The sequence below is a fragment of the Staphylococcus sp. FSL W8-1207 genome, from assembly GCF_038003745.1.
In the GTDB taxonomy this organism is placed as follows: domain Bacteria; phylum Bacillota; class Bacilli; order Staphylococcales; family Staphylococcaceae; genus Staphylococcus; species Staphylococcus equorum.
Map to the genome: position 1 here is coordinate 294,710 of NZ_JBBOPU010000003.1, position 16,082 is coordinate 310,791.

General features: G+C 33.2%; 12 protein-coding genes and 5 pseudogenes. 5 read left to right on the forward strand and 12 right to left on the reverse strand.

Translation table 11 applies throughout. The annotated features are described in order from the left end of the window. Window positions 1-23: 23 nt before the first annotated feature. The 3 genes and pseudogenes from merA to NSR03_RS13255 form a co-directional block, all read right to left on the reverse strand. Window positions 24-1,346, reverse strand: a complete 1,323-nt coding sequence (merA, locus tag NSR03_RS13245; RefSeq protein ID WP_002511807.1) for a hypothiocyanous acid reductase MerA — start codon at window positions 1,344-1,346, stop codon at window positions 24-26. Continuing rightward, a complete protein-coding gene (gene hypR / locus NSR03_RS13250) occupies window positions 1,333-1,767 on the reverse strand; it encodes a redox-sensitive transcriptional regulator HypR (RefSeq protein WP_002511808.1) in 435 nt (144 codons plus the stop codon). The genes merA and hypR overlap by 14 nt, the downstream gene beginning before the upstream one ends. A 113-nt stretch (window positions 1,768-1,880) precedes the next feature. Further along, window positions 1,881-2,279, reverse strand: a pseudogene (locus NSR03_RS13255) (M23 family metallopeptidase); the annotation flags it as partial. A gap of 110 nt (window positions 2,280-2,389) precedes the next feature. Between NSR03_RS13255 and NSR03_RS13260 the strand changes: the two are divergent. Then, entirely contained in the window at window positions 2,390-2,722 is a 333-nt protein-coding gene (locus tag NSR03_RS13260; RefSeq protein ID WP_176721789.1) for a hypothetical protein, read from the forward strand. A gap of 160 nt (window positions 2,723-2,882) precedes the next feature. Here the strand turns inward: NSR03_RS13260 and NSR03_RS14495 are convergent. Continuing rightward, window positions 2,883-3,089: pseudogene (locus tag NSR03_RS14495) on the reverse strand (CatB-related O-acetyltransferase); the annotation flags it as partial. A 1,116-nt stretch (window positions 3,090-4,205) separates the two neighbouring features. Here NSR03_RS14495 and NSR03_RS13270 point away from each other — a divergent pair. Then, window positions 4,206-4,319, forward strand: a pseudogene (locus NSR03_RS13270) (TetR/AcrR family transcriptional regulator); the annotation flags it as partial. Window positions 4,320-4,435: 116 nt separating this feature from the next. After that, window positions 4,436-4,762: a TetR/AcrR family transcriptional regulator C-terminal domain-containing protein gene (locus tag NSR03_RS13275; protein ID WP_119497705.1), complete on the forward strand. Its 327-nt coding sequence runs from the start codon at window positions 4,436-4,438 to the stop codon at window positions 4,760-4,762. 304 nt (window positions 4,763-5,066) lie between these two features. Here the strand turns inward: NSR03_RS13275 and NSR03_RS13280 are convergent, their stop codons facing one another. Further along, window positions 5,067-5,870: an alpha/beta hydrolase gene (locus tag NSR03_RS13280; RefSeq protein ID WP_372236938.1), complete on the reverse strand. Its 804-nt coding sequence runs from the start codon at window positions 5,868-5,870 to the stop codon at window positions 5,067-5,069. Window positions 5,871-6,139: 269 nt separating this feature from the next. Between NSR03_RS13280 and NSR03_RS13285 the strand changes: the two genes are divergently transcribed. Beyond that, window positions 6,140-6,886, forward strand: coding sequence for an NAD-dependent protein deacylase (locus NSR03_RS13285; RefSeq protein WP_069821204.1), 747 nt, complete (start codon window positions 6,140-6,142; stop codon window positions 6,884-6,886). 165 nt (window positions 6,887-7,051) lie between these two features. Here NSR03_RS13285 and NSR03_RS14500 read toward each other — a convergent pair. The 5 genes and pseudogenes from NSR03_RS14500 to NSR03_RS13315 all read right to left on the reverse strand — a co-directional run bounded on the left by NSR03_RS14500 (window position 7,052) and on the right by NSR03_RS13315 (window position 12,287). Beyond that, window positions 7,052-8,356, reverse strand: a pseudogene (locus NSR03_RS14500) (LLM class flavin-dependent oxidoreductase). Between the two features lie 272 nt (window positions 8,357-8,628). After that, on the reverse strand, window positions 8,629-9,009 hold the full coding sequence (locus NSR03_RS13300) for a YbgA family protein (protein ID WP_285336372.1): 381 nt from the start codon (window positions 9,007-9,009) through the stop codon (window positions 8,629-8,631). A 99-nt stretch (window positions 9,010-9,108) separates the two neighbouring features. Continuing rightward, a complete protein-coding gene (locus NSR03_RS13305; RefSeq protein ID WP_011302090.1) occupies window positions 9,109-9,771 on the reverse strand; it encodes an ABC transporter ATP-binding protein in 663 nt (220 codons plus the stop codon). An 18-nt stretch (window positions 9,772-9,789) separates the two neighbouring features. Further along, complete coding sequence (locus NSR03_RS13310; RefSeq protein WP_011302089.1) at window positions 9,790-10,839, reverse strand: ABC transporter permease; 1,050 nt, start codon at window positions 10,837-10,839, stop codon at window positions 9,790-9,792. Window positions 10,840-11,106: 267 nt separating this feature from the next. Continuing rightward, a pseudogene (locus NSR03_RS13315) lies at window positions 11,107-12,287 on the reverse strand (MFS transporter). A gap of 222 nt (window positions 12,288-12,509) precedes the next feature. Between NSR03_RS13315 and NSR03_RS13320 the strand changes: the two are divergent. Continuing rightward, window positions 12,510-13,271 (forward strand): LysR family transcriptional regulator, encoded by a 762-nt coding sequence (locus tag NSR03_RS13320; RefSeq protein WP_369076872.1) that lies wholly within the window; start codon window positions 12,510-12,512, stop codon window positions 13,269-13,271. Between the two features lie 475 nt (window positions 13,272-13,746). On the opposite strand, the gene NSR03_RS13325 is transcribed toward NSR03_RS13320, so the two are convergent. Next, window positions 13,747-15,351, reverse strand: coding sequence for an L-lactate permease (locus tag NSR03_RS13325; RefSeq protein WP_019468547.1), 1,605 nt, complete (start codon window positions 15,349-15,351; stop codon window positions 13,747-13,749). A gap of 17 nt (window positions 15,352-15,368) precedes the next feature. Next, complete coding sequence (gene budA, locus NSR03_RS13330) at window positions 15,369-16,073, reverse strand: acetolactate decarboxylase (RefSeq protein WP_002511818.1); 705 nt, start codon at window positions 16,071-16,073, stop codon at window positions 15,369-15,371. Window positions 16,074-16,082 lie beyond the last annotated feature (9 nt).

Sequence of the window (16,082 nt, forward strand, 5' to 3'; positions counted from 1 at the left end):
GCCTTTATTACATTTATATATAATTAAATATTAAATAAATCATTAAATGATTCTATCATAGTAGGATGTGTATATATATTGTCACGTAAAACTGTATAGTCAATATTTTGGTCAATTGTCAGTTTTACTAAATTAATGATTTCCTCGGATTGTAAACCATATAAAGTAGCGCCAAGTACTTTATTTGTTGTTGCGTCTATCACAACTTTAAACAGACCTCTAGGATCATTATTAATTTTGTGACGAGGTATATTACTTACTGGTAGTTTACCTTCTTTAATTTCATACCCTTGTTCTTTTGCTTCTTTAGCAGTCAATCCTACACGAGATAATGGAGGATCTATAAATACCGTATAAGGTACTGCACCTCTATTTTCTGTAGTGCGAGCACCTGAACCGAATAATTTGTCTTTAACAATTCTAAAGTCATCTAAAGAAATATAAGTGAATTGCATGCCACCTTTTACATCACCTATTGCATAGATATGTTTGACAGCTGTTTCCAACTGATTATTGACTTCTATTTCGCCACGTTCACCTAGTTTAATATCAGTGTTTTCTAAATTTAAGTCAGTATTTGGCTTTCTACCAATTGCGAGTAATACCGCTTCTGCTTCAAAATCACCTTTATTCGTTTTAGCGATTGTATATCCATCTTTATCTTCAAATTCTGAAGTTTGAGCACCTAACTCGAATTTTACACCTTTATCTTCTAAATCTTTAATCGCATGTGAAACGATTTCTTCATCTTCTCTTGCCATTAATTTATCATTCGCTTCTAATACAGTCACTTGTGTACCAAAGTTCGAAAACATAGATGCGAATTCTAAAGAAATATATCCTCCGCCAACAATAACTAACCGTTTAGGTTGTTCGCTTAAATTCATTATTCCTGTAGAATCATATAAATGTTTAGATTCTTTAATACCTTTGATATCATGAATAACAGGTGTTGCACCAGTATTTATCACAATGTCATCTGCTGTTAAAGTATCTACAACTTTGCCTTGTTCATCTAATAAGTCTACTTCCGTATTGGATTTAAAGCTAGCCTTGTAATCTAATACTGTTATATTTTCATCGTCTGCTAAGTTATGATAATTCTTTTTATTAAGGGCCGTTACGACTTCTTCTTTACGCTCAAATGCTTGATTGAACGATCCACTTTCTAATCCTTCGTGCACTAATGTTTTAGATGGAATACAGCCGATATTGATACATGTACCACCATACATTTTTTTGGATTGTTCAACAACTGCTACTTGTTTCCCTTGAGCTGAAGCTGTTTTTGCTAGTGTTTTTCCACCTTTACCAAACCCTAAAATTAATAAATCATACTTTTTCATTGTAACCCTCCATTAAAATATCGTTTAATATATCTCCAATAGAAATATTTTGATAATATTTTTCTATTATTTCAAATTCTTTTCGATGGTAGTTTGACATTACTCGACTCATTTCATTTGAAATTTTACAGTCACTTTCTTTTGTACCTGTGTAAATTCTGCCAAATGATTGACTAGAAGCGAATAATTTAAATAAATTGGATAATGGCGTATCTAACACATTACCATTTATTCGATACCCTCCATATTTGCCCTTTTGTGTTGTAATGTAACCTTCTTCTAATAGTTTGCTCATAACTCTTCTTAATTGCACAGGATTAACACAAACTTTTGATGACAATTCGACACTACTAAATCTTTCAGATGAATGTTTACTTAAGAAAGTTAATACGTGAACCGCGATATTAAATTCTAAATTCAATGAATCATCTCCTTTTTAAATGTAACTATAACAATTATATTTAAACATATCTACTTCTTAAGTTCAAATAAAAAAATCACGCCTATAATAAGACGTGATTTTTTCTGATAAAATTATTGATTGTTGTTGATATAAGAATCTGGATTAACTGAATATTCATTACCTACGCCACCTTGCATACGTTGAAAATGCAAGTGTGGTGCTGTTGAATTACCAGTATTACCTGATTGTCCAATTTGTTGACCTGCTTTCACTTCGTCACCTTTATTTACATTTAATTTATTCATATGCATGTACCATTGATAATAGTCACTATTTTTCTCTTTTATTGTTACTTGGTTACCACCACCGTAGTTACTCCAACCACTTTGAATCACAGTTCCATCTGCTAAAGAATATACAGGTGTATTTTCTTCCATCGCATAATCTACACCGTAATGTGCACCACCGCCGTGATATTGACCATATTCTTGTAACTTTTTATTTTTAGTAAGCCAATTTGATGAAGCTTCTGCATTACCTTTGGCTTCCTTAGTGCTTGTTGCATCGTTGTTATGAGTAGATTGTTCTTTAGAAGCAGTATGGTTATATTGAGCTGAAAGACGATCACATTCAAGTCAAGATGCTTAAAGATGTTTTTAAACATATGTTAGAAGAAAACCAATATCAAGATGTAAAAAATGTAATAGATAGTTTAAGATCAGAAGGATATATCCAGATGGATTCCGATCGGATAGCCATCAAACGTAATGTCAAAGATACTCAAGGAAAACCTAGGAGTATTGTATTCTATCATCTTAAATTGGATAAAGAACTTGCCCCTATTTTCGGCTTAAGCTCAAATTCAGAACCATTCACACTACCGCACTTTGATGGGAATACAAATCCAAATTTGCTTAATGACTTTGTTAATCAAGCCAGAGAAAAAGAAGCAAGTGACGATTTAGAACTATAAATTTGAATGTTATACCGCTACAACGCTATAAACGCGTTGTAGCTCATTAAATCAATCGGAGGAAAAAAATTATGAACGTAATTGCATTAACACATAATATTACAGATGAAAGATCTGAATTTTTAGAAAACACGCCTTTGAAATCTGCAAATCCATATTGCCACCATTTTAATTTAAGTAATCTTTCAATAATATGTGCTTCAAATCGATATCTTATTACTTTAGCGGGATTACCACCCACAATTGCATAAGGTGGCACATTTTTGGTAACCACTGAACCAGCTGCTACTATCGCACCATCACCGACAGCGATACCTTTTGAAGAAAACAATACATCTTGTCCAATCCATACATCATTCCCAATAACTATCGGTTCCATGCCACCGACTGTTGAGGGGCGATGATCGAATTCAACGCCTGCCGCATCAAGATAGTCATTAAATGCACAAGTATTTTTACTGTAAGTTAACATTGACGTTGTAAAACGTTCCATCGGGTGATTGCCAGCCATTCTTCTAACTTGAGCAGCGATTGAGCTATAGCGACCAACGATTGTATTAACTGGTAATTGACTATTCGTTGAACTAAAAGCACCCATAGTATGAAACACATTTCCTACAAAAAATATTGCATATTGTTCAATTTGTGCATAATTTGCTACTTTTAATGGGTGGTTATTTGACAACCTGAATTTTCCTTGCGCACTCGACATGGTATAAACATTATTATCAAAAAAGAGTTCCTTGTATGTTGGATTGACGTTGAATGTATTACAAGCATGGGATGATGTATCCACTAAATTATCTGTAAAAAATGTAATTCCCTTAATCTCTGTTGACATTACAAACCTCCACAATGATTCATTACTTAAGGTATATGTGTCCGTATGCATCTCTATAATATATAAGCCAGGTCATATTATTCCTTAGATTAATATTAAATTATTTTTTAGTTGTTTTCTACCTTAAATTGGTGTTTTACGAAAGATATATCCAATAAAAAAGACTAACCGCTTTTAAATTGAGGTGCGTCATTTGTATATAAGCTTGTTTGTCCTTTATATATTAAAAGCAATTATTTAAAATATGATTTTGTGTAAAACACTATAATGATAACATTGAAGTGAGCATCTCCTAGCGACTGATATAATGTTTTATAAAATCGTTTAATTCTTGAAGCACTTTCTTCTCCTTGTGATCAGACATCCCTATGACGCCTTTTTAAATCAAATTATTCTTTACTAATATTTAATTTATTAGCTAGAGTAATTATTGTTCAAGAAATTTGTTTAATAATAAATGTATTATGCATAAATTATCACAATAATATTTCCCAATAAAAAGATTTTTGACAACTAATTATGTATCATGTGTGTATAATTGAATCATAACAAATAGAATCAATTATACAATTCATAAGTAGTACAATATGAGAAATAATACTCATTTTATTGAAAGTGGGTTATAAGAAAGGTGTAATCACGATGGATTTACGTATTGTAAAAACAAGAAAGGCCATTAATGATAGTTTTTATGAGCTTTTTGAACAGAAAGATTTTGATAAAATTACAGTAAAAGATATTACAGAACACGCGCAAATCGGGAGAAAAACATTTTATCTACATTATATTGATAAATATGACTTATTAGACCGTATTGTCGATAAAAAATTCAAAGCGCTCGAAGAAATTTGTGAAGCCAAAAAGAACTCGGTATGCAGCAGGGTGTTAAAATTTGGTTTGCGTTTTTTGAAGAAAACAAAGCGTTTTTCACCAAACTCTTCAGTATCCAATATTCTGATAAATATAAGAAAAATTTGCGTACTTTTATGGAAAAAGAATTCGAGAAAAAAATTCCTTATGAAGAAGGCTTAAATCAAAAATTAGATGACTATGTCTACCTTACATTTATTAGTAACGGCATGGTGCGCCTTATCGATTTATACCTCAGTGCAGACTCACCATACCAAGAAACATTAATTTCCGAAGTTTCTAAGTTAATGCAAATCATTACTGACCCGAACATAGGCTCAGAACAATAAAATTGTCTGATCCTTAACAACTTATATTAAATATGTTGCTAAGCTAATAGCAACCAACTCATTACACAGCCTAAACATAAAAATACATTACGTGAACACCTTTCACCACATAATGAAAAGTTAAACACTTCAACCTCGCTATCTCTACTTTGAAGCTTAACAATGATAATACGACAAAATATAAAAGACCTAGGCAACGCACTTTCCATGCATTTCTATGTCTTTTATACTGTATAATTTATCCATAACAATAAACCAATTCACGCTTTATAAATTTTCAATTCTAACCCTTAAATGTTTAATTTTATGACGTTCCCCATAAATACTTAATAATTTCATTAGCGACATCTCTATTCTCGTGTAATTGGCTATGTTGTGCCTGCTTACCATGATATTTTGATTCTTGATAACTTTCCGGACTACTGCTCAATAAATATTTCAATGACTTTGAAGAACTGTTCGATACACGACCGTCAGAGTGCGTGCAGTCTTCAAGATCACCATAAATATTCAACACTTTAATCTGTTTGCCTTGATAAATTGCTTTCAATTCACGCAATTGCTGATACGGTGGATTCATACGACTTGGTTTCCCTTCTTTATCCACACTGATTTCGTTAACTTGTTCATTCATATTTAAGACACCATTAAATGTCCCCGCAATATTTACTTGTTTATTCAAACGTGGTAGAGAGGCATCGTTACCATAATTCAGCATATACGTCGCAAATGATAAATTTCCCATAGAGTGACCTACAAAATTGAATTGTTTGAATTGATATTCCTTTTGTAGGGCTACCAGAACATTTTTAAACCATTTTGCATTTTTATCGTAGTCACCGTCTTTATTATTTTCCAATTCAACTTTCACTATAGGATTGATGGCATTTTTGTTTAACTGACCTTTAAACGTGACGTTACCATTTTCAGATACCACTGCGGTGATGACATCGTGAGTGACGCCTTTGTTTTCAGCTTGTTGTACCAGGAACTTCTCTGAATTGGCACTGCCACCATACCCATGTAAAAATAATGTAGGTATCGGATGATTCACGAATTTTGAGTGTGTTACCTGTTTTGATGGCTTTTGACTTACAAAGACTGCCATCACAATCCCTACTACAATAACTATCGCTATGATACTTGCTCCCCAAATCCACAATTTCTTCACTAAAATAACCTCGGTTCTCATTTTAAACCCATTATAAAGCATGCTTCATAAAATTGTCTTGTATCTGACGAACCTCTTTTGAACATCATTTAAATTCTCTTATATTTGCTAAAATACTTTCTAAAATTTAAAATTATATTAAAAGCGCAACGCATATTACTCGTATTTGCATCATATTATTTAAAATTTCCAATGGAGTGAGATAAATGAATCAAAATATTGAACACTTAAAAAAGATTATTAAAGATGCGAATCAGATTACATTTTTCACAGGTGCTGGCGTCTCTGTCGCAAGTGGCGTGCCTGATTTTCGATCTATGGGCGGCTTGTTTGATGAGATTTCAAAGGAAGGCTACGCTCCAGAATATTTACTAAGCGCTGAATATTTACTAAGCGCTGAATACTTACAAAATGATCCAGAAGGATTTGTTGATTTTTATCATAAGCGCCTACTATTGGCAGACAAGCAACCTAATGTCGCACACGAATGGATTGCTCAACTTGAACACCATCAACGTTCATTAGGTGTTATTACTCAAAATATCGATGGACTGCATACAGATGCTGGAAGCGCGAATGTTGACGAACTTCATGGAACCTTAAACCGCTTCTATTGTATCCAATGCGAACATAAATATGATAAAGCCACAGTGATGGCAAAGCATCTACGCCATTGCGAAACATGTGGTAGTCCAATCAGACCCGATATTGTACTTTACGGTGAAATGTTAGATCAACAGACTATTTCTAATGCGATTCAAAAAATTCAAGCAGCTGACACCTTAGTCGTCTTAGGTTCCTCTCTTGTAGTTCAACCTGCAGCAGGTCTCATTTCTTATTTTGAAGGTCAACACCTTATTATCATTAATAAGGATGCAACGCCTTATGATCGAGATGCAGATGTTGTTATTCACGATGACATGGTTGATGTAGTTAACGCGATTCGTGATTAATGAAGTTAGCTAAAGGCTATATGTTGCGTTTGCACATATAAAAAAGAGAACGCGCTTTTAAACGGTGCGTTCTCTTTTTGTTTATTTTTTATATGCAAATACCTTCTAATTAATATCGAAATGGATGCGATGTCGTCACTTTTTCTAGCTTTTTATCTATCCATATTAACTATGTATTTTTTGATTTAATCCCAACTTTTCACGTAAAGTCCCTTCACTATAAGCCGCTTGAATCAAACCTCTTTCTTTTAAAATCGGAATCACTTTATCGACAAATAAATCAAACTGCGTCGGATTGAGCGGTGGCATAATATTGAATCCATCTGCTGCACCACTTGTAAACCATGCTTCCATTCTATCCGCTACATCTTCAGCAGTACCAACGACGATATGATGCCCTCTTGCACCAGCAACGTGCTTCATTACATCTTCTAAAGTATATTCATTCTTCTTCGCTGTATCTTTGATTAAGTCTACACGACTTTGTATATTGTTTCCTTTTTCTACTTCAATATTTTCAAACGGTGTATTTAAATCGTAATGACTTAAATCTGTATCACCTAAATAAGAAGATAATAACTCTATTCCCATCTCTGGCACAATGAGATCTTGTAATTCTTGGAATTGCGCTTCCGCTGCCTCGCGTGTTTCTCCAATAAATGGAAAAATACCTGGCATAATAACAATTTCATGTGCATTTCCGTGCTTTTGTTCAACTTTATTTTTCAAATTATGTGCAAACGTGATTGCATCGTTGATATCATTTTGCGCTGTAAATACAACTTCTGCATGTTTCGACGCAAATTCTGTACCCTTTTCTGAAGAACCTGCTTGTACAAGTAATGGATAACCTTGAGGTGATGCTTCAATATTTAATGGGCCTTTTACACTGTAAAATTCCCCCTGATAATTAATTGGTTCTGGCTCTTTTTCACTAAAAAAGCCTCCTGCAGCATGAAGATGTTCCGTATTAACGCCACGTCAAGAATCCCATAATTGCTTAGAAATATTCACAAATTCTTCGGCTTGATCATAGCGTAAATCATGATTTGCATTCGTAGTGCCATTAAAATTCTTCGCTGTATGATTAATACCTGATGTAACAATATTCCAACCCGCTCTGCCATTGCTGTAATGATCTAAAGACGAAAAGATTCTCGCAAGGCTAAATGGTTCTGAAAATGAAGTAGATCCTGTCACAATCAATCCAAGATTTTGAGTTTCTCTAGCTACAATAGACATTAAAGAAATTGGCTCAAACATCGTAAACATATCTGGATGCGTCTTGTTATCAAGATATAAACTATCAGACACAAATAGAAAATCAAATTTAGCTTGCTCTAACGTTTTTGCTTGTTCAATGGTTTTCGTTAAATTCATACCCCCACGTTCTAATGCATCTGGGTGTCTACTACTCGCAACATGGTGACCAAAACCAGTTAAAAAATATCCTAATTTCATTCTTTTCATCTTTATCCCTCCACACACTTATTATTCCGATTGGATTAATAGGGATAATATTACCATTCCATTATTATAGAGTCAATTAGTTATATAAACAGTATATGAAACAACTTTTTTTAAATTTAAAACAAAAATAACGATTGATGCTTCATATGCACCAACCGTTAAGATTAAGAAACTTTATATTGTAATGACATTAAAATTATCGCCCATACCATCGACTAAATCACACAGCGTATATCATAAACTTGAATCAACCATCGTGTTAGCAAATCATCCTATTTAAATGATCTATTTGCGATTGAAAAATTTTTGATTAATGTGGATTCCTTGAGATACGTAACATCATAATATCTTGTCATACAATAGATAAAGAAAATGAGCGTATGTGTATCGATTCGATCTATTAAGTATTGTGCCTTCAGCTTTTTAAATAATGCTTTCTCTGAGGCGCTACAAAACTTTTTAAAATAACCCCATATATGGCTAAATGTATTGATTACCGAACCTTTGCTAGGCTGTATGGACAGTGCATGATCAATTGCTTCTTCAACATCTCTATATTCACATTGCCCTTTAAGCATTTCTCTAATCTCATTATAGCTTTGTTGACTATGCCACATGACCTCATATTTATATGCTTTCCATAACAAATCCATTTCATGCCTATGTTTGATTATGCTCATCCCCTTATTTAGAGATTATAACTTTAACTTTCACAATAATTTAATATCACCGTACCCATATTAAACCGTTATTTAAGTATGTGTTAACACGCCATCTTCCATATGATAAACCTTGTCACAATAGGATGTAAGTCGTTCATCATGTGTAACCACAATACACGTTTTATTTTTTTCTGATGTTTGTGCTTTTAAAATTTCCATGACTTCCATCGCATTTTGTGTATCAAGCGAAGCCGTTGGTTCATCCGCTAAAATAATCGAAGGTTGGGTATATAGCGCTTTAGCAATGGCTACACGCTGCTTTTGCCCACCAGAAATTTCACTCGGCAGTTTATTTTCAATTGCTTCGAGATTGAGTTGTGACATCAACTGCTTATATTCAGTTTGACTTAATACATCTTTCTTTTGTTTAGCCAATAATTTAAACTGCTGTTTCACCGTTAAAAAAGGCACCAAGTTAGTTGCTTGAAGTATAAAGCCAATCTCCTGCATCCGCGTGTTTGCTAATGCTTTCTGAGACATCTGGGAGACTTCCTTACCATTAATGAGAATCTCTCCAGACGTCGGTGTTTGAAGTGCGCCCGCCATAGTTAGGAAAGTACTTTTCCCAGATCCTGAAGGTCCTATAATTGCAATGAGTTCAGTTTGATTAAATTTTAGTGAGGTAGGTTTCACAGCTTCTATTTTTTGGTTTCCATCTTGGAAATATTTCGTGACATTTTTAAATTCTAGCATTTATTATACACTCCTCATTTACCCTATCGCTTTCAGTGGATCAACTTTTCTTATCGTTAATATGGAGAATAGACTACCTATTAATGAAACAGCGATAAGGACAACCCCATAAATTAATAATGTTGTGGCGCTAAATTTAATCGGTACCGCACTCGGCAAGAACGCTCCTGTAATTATGGTCAATACCAGTCCAATGACCGTACCAATCAAGGCAATGATAAACGTTTGCGACAACACTACTTTGGCTAAATAACCATTTGAAAAGCCTTGTGCTTTTAATACGCCAAATAAATTCGTTTTTTGTAATGTAATGACATATAAAAAGATGCCAATAACTGTAGCAGAGATGATAAATAAAAATGAAATCATAAAGTTTAACGTTAAGTTTTGCGCTGTATAACCTGGTAAGTTTTTAACGAAACTTTCGATACCAATCGCTTCTAAATTATGATTTAAATCTTTAGACTGCCAATCTTTATCTTTTACAACAACCGCATTCGTCTTATCTTCAGTTAATGACGGATTAATATTTTCAATGGTTTTGTTATTTGAAAAAAGTACCGGAGAAGCATTATATTTAGCACTTTCACTAAACCCAACTATTTTTAACTTTTCGTCGGATTGTGATAGCGATAATGTATCACCTAGTTTGAATCCCTTTTCTTTTAACGTTTCATCAACAACGACTTCATTATCAGCATTAAATTTCTTTCCATCAATCATATTCGGCACGAGAAAAGAATCATCTGTTACGCCAAATAGCAATGCATTTTCTTCATTATCTCCATTAGATACAATGACACCGGATTGCTTTAGCGTTGTTTGTTTTTTATATGTATCTGCAACATCCTTTTTATCAAACATTGATTGTTCAACCGTTTGATTCGCATCTTTGTTTAAAATGATGGCGTCTGCTTGCCATTTATCAATACCTTCTCTATTCATATTCATTAAACCACTTGCCAAACCTGATAATAGGAACAGCAAATAACTAATCATAATTAAGACACCGATAATCAGACTAAATTTCAATTTGTTACGCTTTATTTCATTCCATGCTAAAAACATAAACAACCTCCTTTCATTTATCTTATAATTTTTATGTATTTGTATTAACAACTACGGTATATTCAGTGTACCAACTAAACAACTAAAATTACAGCTTTGTACATATCGTAAACTGATTGCGCTTGTATAACATAAATAGATGCTCAGGCTTTAATCAATTTGTTAGCAGCTGTATTATGTGTAACCATTTAAAATATATAAAAATCCCCTCTCAAGTTTGCACTTATATGTGCCATCATTGAAAGGGGCATATGTTAATTAAATAATTCAAATTCTTGAAAATGGATTCAATATTTCACGAGGGGCATGATTATGCTTTTGACACACTCTTTTTCTACCATGTATGAAGTGATAGATAAAGAAAGTGACAATTAATAATACAGCCATTACTATATACATATTGCCTAACCCGATCTGATTAGTAAACAAACCTAGTATATAGGGCCCAAATCCTAAGCCTAAATCTAAACCGATAAAGAATGTTGAGGTTGCTCGCGCAATTTTTTCTTTTGGTACGACTTTGACAGATACCGATTGAGACGTAGACGTGATATTACCATAACCTAATCCTAATAAAGCACCACCAATTAATAACATCCATGCTGAATGTGAAAATGCAATAACTAAGAAATAGATAGCTTGAAATATAATACTAGTGTATATAACTATATTTTCATTTTTTGCATCCATTAATCTACCACAAACTGGTTTTGAAAAAATTGAGACGATTGCATAGATAACGAAAAAATAACTTGAAGCTGTAATTAAGTCTCTCTCTTGCGCAAAAACTTTAATATAATTAAGAATAGAAGAATAAGAAAGACCAGCTATAAACACGATAATGGCAATTGGAATGGCTTCTTTCGCGATAAAATCTGAAACCTTAAACCCTTTATCCTCTGCTGTTCTAGCAATTGTTTCAAAAGGTACTTTCATAAATATTGCCAAAATCAATGAAATAAAACTCAATACAAGATTAAGTCCAAAGATGACTTCTATTGAATATTGTTGCATTAACAATAACCTAAAAATGGGCCAATGGCTGCACCAAGCACCATACTCAAACTAAAAAAGCTGATACCTTCACCTTTTTTAGTTTCCGGTGTTATATACCCTGCTATTGATCCAGTTGAAGTTGTACAAATCCCAAATGAAAATCCATTAATGATTCTAACAATAATTAAAAATAATAATGAAGATTCTACAAAATAAAAAACACTCGTAATTGTAAATAATACAATTCCAATTAAGAGTACCTTTCTAGGTCCTAAACTATTGATATATTTCCCCATAACAAATCTACCCATCAGTGATCCGACTATAAATAAACCTGCTACCAGCCCAGCCGAACTATCTGAGGCATTAAATTGAGACTGCGCATAGCCTGCAATTAAAACAATCAGTAAATACATATTCAAATTAACCAAAAAGTTAACTACAAAATTCATCGTGAAATTTTTTGTCCAAATTCATTCCATATCCATTGTACTATTTTCCATAAAAAATTGACTTCCTTTCTAGTTACAGTGCCTTCCCCTTAAGAATTAAACGCAACATATATATTGTCTGTTCATATTGACTAAATGTAAAATAGTTTTTAGTATATATAACATATAAGTAATTACTTATGTCATTAAGTAGGGAGCCTTATTAACCGTAACTATAAATATATTGAAACGATCATCAATGAAGGAACAATAACCAAGGCAGCCAATAAACTCTATGTTTCCCAGCCCTATCTCAGTAGTTTTATCAAAAATATTGAAACTGAGTGGAACATCATTATTTTTAATCGTAAAAAACATCCCATTACCTTTACGCCCGAAGGTCAACTTTATTATAAATATCTACAAGAACAAGAGCGACTTTATCATGATGTAACGCGAAAAATCACTAATATTTCAAACTTGAATTCCGGTTTTTTAAACATAGGTGTTACACCTACATTAGCGTTCCATATACTACATAAAATTCTGCCTAAATTTATGAATCTTTTTCCTAATATTAAAATTAACTTAATCGAAGGTAATTCCCAAGACATTGAAAAACAAGTACTAGAGGGTAAAGTCGATTTATGTCTAAATACACTACCATTATGGAATAAAAATATTCAATACACTCAAATCTATACGGAACCGATATATTTAGTTGTGCCACCTCAGCACCATTTATATAAAAGAATCCAACAAAATGAATTAAATTCCAATGAAATCATGTCACTCATATCTCACGATCACTTTATCATTCTAAAAGATAGATACGGACTTAAACAGATCATCAATAAAGTTCTAGAAACATACAACATTTACCCTAATATTATTTTAGAAACTTCAAACGTAGACAATGCCGATCGCCTTGCAATTTCTACAGGCGTCCTCACATTTATACCAAGTAGTTCTACTGAACATAATAGTGACGCCATTTACGTTTAATTAAATCAATCATTTACAAACACAGTAGTGATTGGTTATAACAAATTAGAAAATTTAACAAAAGCAAGTGATCAATTCATTGACTTAACACTTAAACAATTTAACTAAACCACTGCTAGCCACACCTATATTTAATTTTAAAAAGCGATAACTAACACAATTTTTATAGTTAGAGTTGGTGTATCGCAGTTAGCATTTTTGTCCAAATAAAATTGAAAATGTGTATAGAATTGATTGGGGTACCTTTAGCATAAATAATACTTTATATACAGCAAAACTTTGAGGAACACAAAAAACACTAAAGTCGTATGACAAAACGCCATCGACTTTAGTGTTTTTTAATTGGTTTTATAATAAATATTTTCCAGGAAATAATCTATGCGGTATTTCCACTAACTTTTTAACTTATCATACATGCTCATATAGCTAAGTAGCGAGCATGATATGCTTTAATTTCGGTCTTTTCAAATTCATTTTATGAAATAAATAAACTACAAATAAATGTCCAAATACAAACGAGAATTAACAATCCGATACTGAAACGCATTGCCATTTTCATCAGTTCTGATTCTTTACCTACTTTATTAACTGCTGCTGTAGCGATAGCTATAGATTGTGGTGATACAATCTTAGCAGTTACACCACCAGCGACATTAGCTGCAACAAGTAATGAACCTTTTGTACCAATTTGTTCAGCAACAGAGGCTTGAATTGGCGCAAACAATGAATTATTGTTTACGACGGATCCCGTCATAAATACACCAATCCAACCAAGTAGTGGTGACAATAATGGGAAGGCAGTGCCTGTTTTAGATATACCTTGTCCCATAGCATTACTTAATCCACCATATGTTGTAATTTTAGATACTGCTAAAATGAAACAAATGGTTAACACTGAAATCCATAATTCTTTAACTGTGAGACCCAGTAAATGACCAGCCGTTTTAAAGCTCATATTTTTCGCAATAATAATTGTAATGATCGCTGTAATTAAAATCGCTGTACCTGTTTGAGCAAAGAAATTGAATGTCAGTTCATTCGGTTTATTAGTCACAGCATTCATCGTACCCGGCACATTAAAGTTCACAACAAGTGCACTTAGGGCGCCACCTTTTTCAAATAAACCTTTAAATGCTGGTAAGCTCCAGATCATCACAACAATCGTTAAAATGATAAACGGGCTCCATGCATAAGTGATGTGTCCAATAGAATGTTTAGGCACGGCATCTGCTTTTTCATCTTTATTAATTCTGAAAATATTTTTAGGTTGCCATTTTCTTGAGAACAATGCTAATGCAATCATTGCTACAAGGCCAGGGATAATATCAGCCAACTCTGGTCCAGCAAAAGCTGCAATAAGCACTTGTAAAACTGTGAAAGTAACTGCCACAACTAAAGTGGCTGGGAAAGTTTCTTTCACACCTTTAAAACCATCCATAATATACATTAATAAAAATGGCACAACGAAACTAATAAAACCTAACGTTAAATTACCAATTAACGCTACTTGAGATGTTGTTACACCACCTGGCAAATTCAAAGTATCCACAATAGCAATCGGTATACCTACCGCACCATAAGCACCTGCTGCTGCATTACCTACTAAACAATACATCGCAGCTTGCAAAGGTTTAAAACCTAATTGTGTTAATAGTACCGCACAAATGGCAATAGGTACGCCAAAGCCTGCAGCACCTTCTAAAAATCCATTAAATACAAAGCCAATCAATAATAATTGAACACGTTGGTCTCGTGAGACACTCGCGATACTATCTTGAACAATAGCAAATTGGCCGCTTTTTGTAGCAATTTTATATAACCAAACTGCCATGATTACAATAAAGCCTATTGGGATAATCCCTTGATAAAAGCCCTCTAAAGTAGCGCCGCCTGCAATACTTCCTGGTAATTTAAAGAAAGCCATAGCAACAATAATTGTAACGATTAACGTTGTAATTGCTGCATAAACACCTTTCATTTTAAATACAGTCAAACATAATAAAAATAATATAATTGGTATTGCGGCTACAATACTTGAAAGTAGCAAATTATTAAAAGGGTTAAAACTTTCAACTAACATATTTGCTCGCTACTCCTTTATTCTGCTTGTCTTATTTCTTTTGCAATATCTTTGTAGTCAATATCCGTATTTGTAAATGCTTCATCATCGACTGCAAAATGTTGTTCAAATGTTTCAAAGTTTTGAATTTCTACCGTAACATCTGAAACTTCAAAATCCAATACGTGTCCGCCAAAATTACGGTCATCATTAGCGAAATGAACATGGAAACCTGCTGAACCAATACCATGGAATAATTCTGGTGTAAAGAAGCCTACAATAGAACCTTTGATATTTTCTTCAATTTGTTCAGGTTGTCTATTCGCTGAGTTAATCAATCTTGTATATGGTGGTTCTTGTCCTGGCATCATACGTACATGCATTTTTTTAAATGTTCCTGAAATTTTAACAGCAGAGAATAAATTTTCACTTAACATTTTTTCTTTAACTTCATCATAAACTTCTGCTGAAGATTTATTGCTCGTGCTATACGTTTTATCAGGTGTAAATCTTGATACGGTTGCATATGGTGATAATTCGTCACCTTTCAATTCTACAAATTCTTTATGTTCATTGGCATGATAAGCTTTACCATCAACGATAATCACTTCACCATCTGAACCTGTTAAAGTCGCAATACCAATGTCTCCATGTTTTAATAAATCATTGATTGAAGCAGTACCTTGTAAAAGGCCTGCCATCAATGTACCTAGTGTGCCGTGTTGATATAGTACGTTAGTCATAACTTTATT

What these genes read in the sequence shown, in the direction of transcription:
- merA (WP_002511807.1), bottom strand. Translation starts at nt 1,346, where the DNA reads ATGAAAAAGTATGATTTATTAATTTTAGGGTTTGGTAAAGGTGGAAAA.
- NSR03_RS13260 (WP_176721789.1), top strand. Translation starts at nt 2,390, where the DNA reads ATGCTTAAAGATGTTTTTAAACATATGTTAGAAGAAAACCAATATCAA.
- NSR03_RS13275 (WP_119497705.1), top strand. Translation starts at nt 4,436, where the DNA reads ATGCAGCAGGGTGTTAAAATTTGGTTTGCGTTTTTTGAAGAAAACAAA.
- NSR03_RS13280 (WP_372236938.1), bottom strand. Translation starts at nt 5,870, where the DNA reads ATGGCAGTCTTTGTAAGTCAAAAGCCATCAAAACAGGTAACACACTCA.
- NSR03_RS13285 (WP_069821204.1), top strand. Translation starts at nt 6,140, where the DNA reads ATGAATCAAAATATTGAACACTTAAAAAAGATTATTAAAGATGCGAAT.
- NSR03_RS13300 (WP_285336372.1), bottom strand. Translation starts at nt 9,009, where the DNA reads ATGGATTTGTTATGGAAAGCATATAAATATGAGGTCATGTGGCATAGT.
- NSR03_RS13305 (WP_011302090.1), bottom strand. Translation starts at nt 9,771, where the DNA reads ATGCTAGAATTTAAAAATGTCACGAAATATTTCCAAGATGGAAACCAA.
- NSR03_RS13310 (WP_011302089.1), bottom strand. Translation starts at nt 10,839, where the DNA reads ATGTTTTTAGCATGGAATGAAATAAAGCGTAACAAATTGAAATTTAGT.
- NSR03_RS13325 (WP_019468547.1), bottom strand. Translation starts at nt 15,351, where the DNA reads ATGTTAGTTGAAAGTTTTAACCCTTTTAATAATTTGCTACTTTCAAGT.
- budA (WP_002511818.1), bottom strand. Translation starts at nt 16,073, where the DNA reads ATGACTAACGTACTATATCAACACGGCACACTAGGTACATTGATGGCA.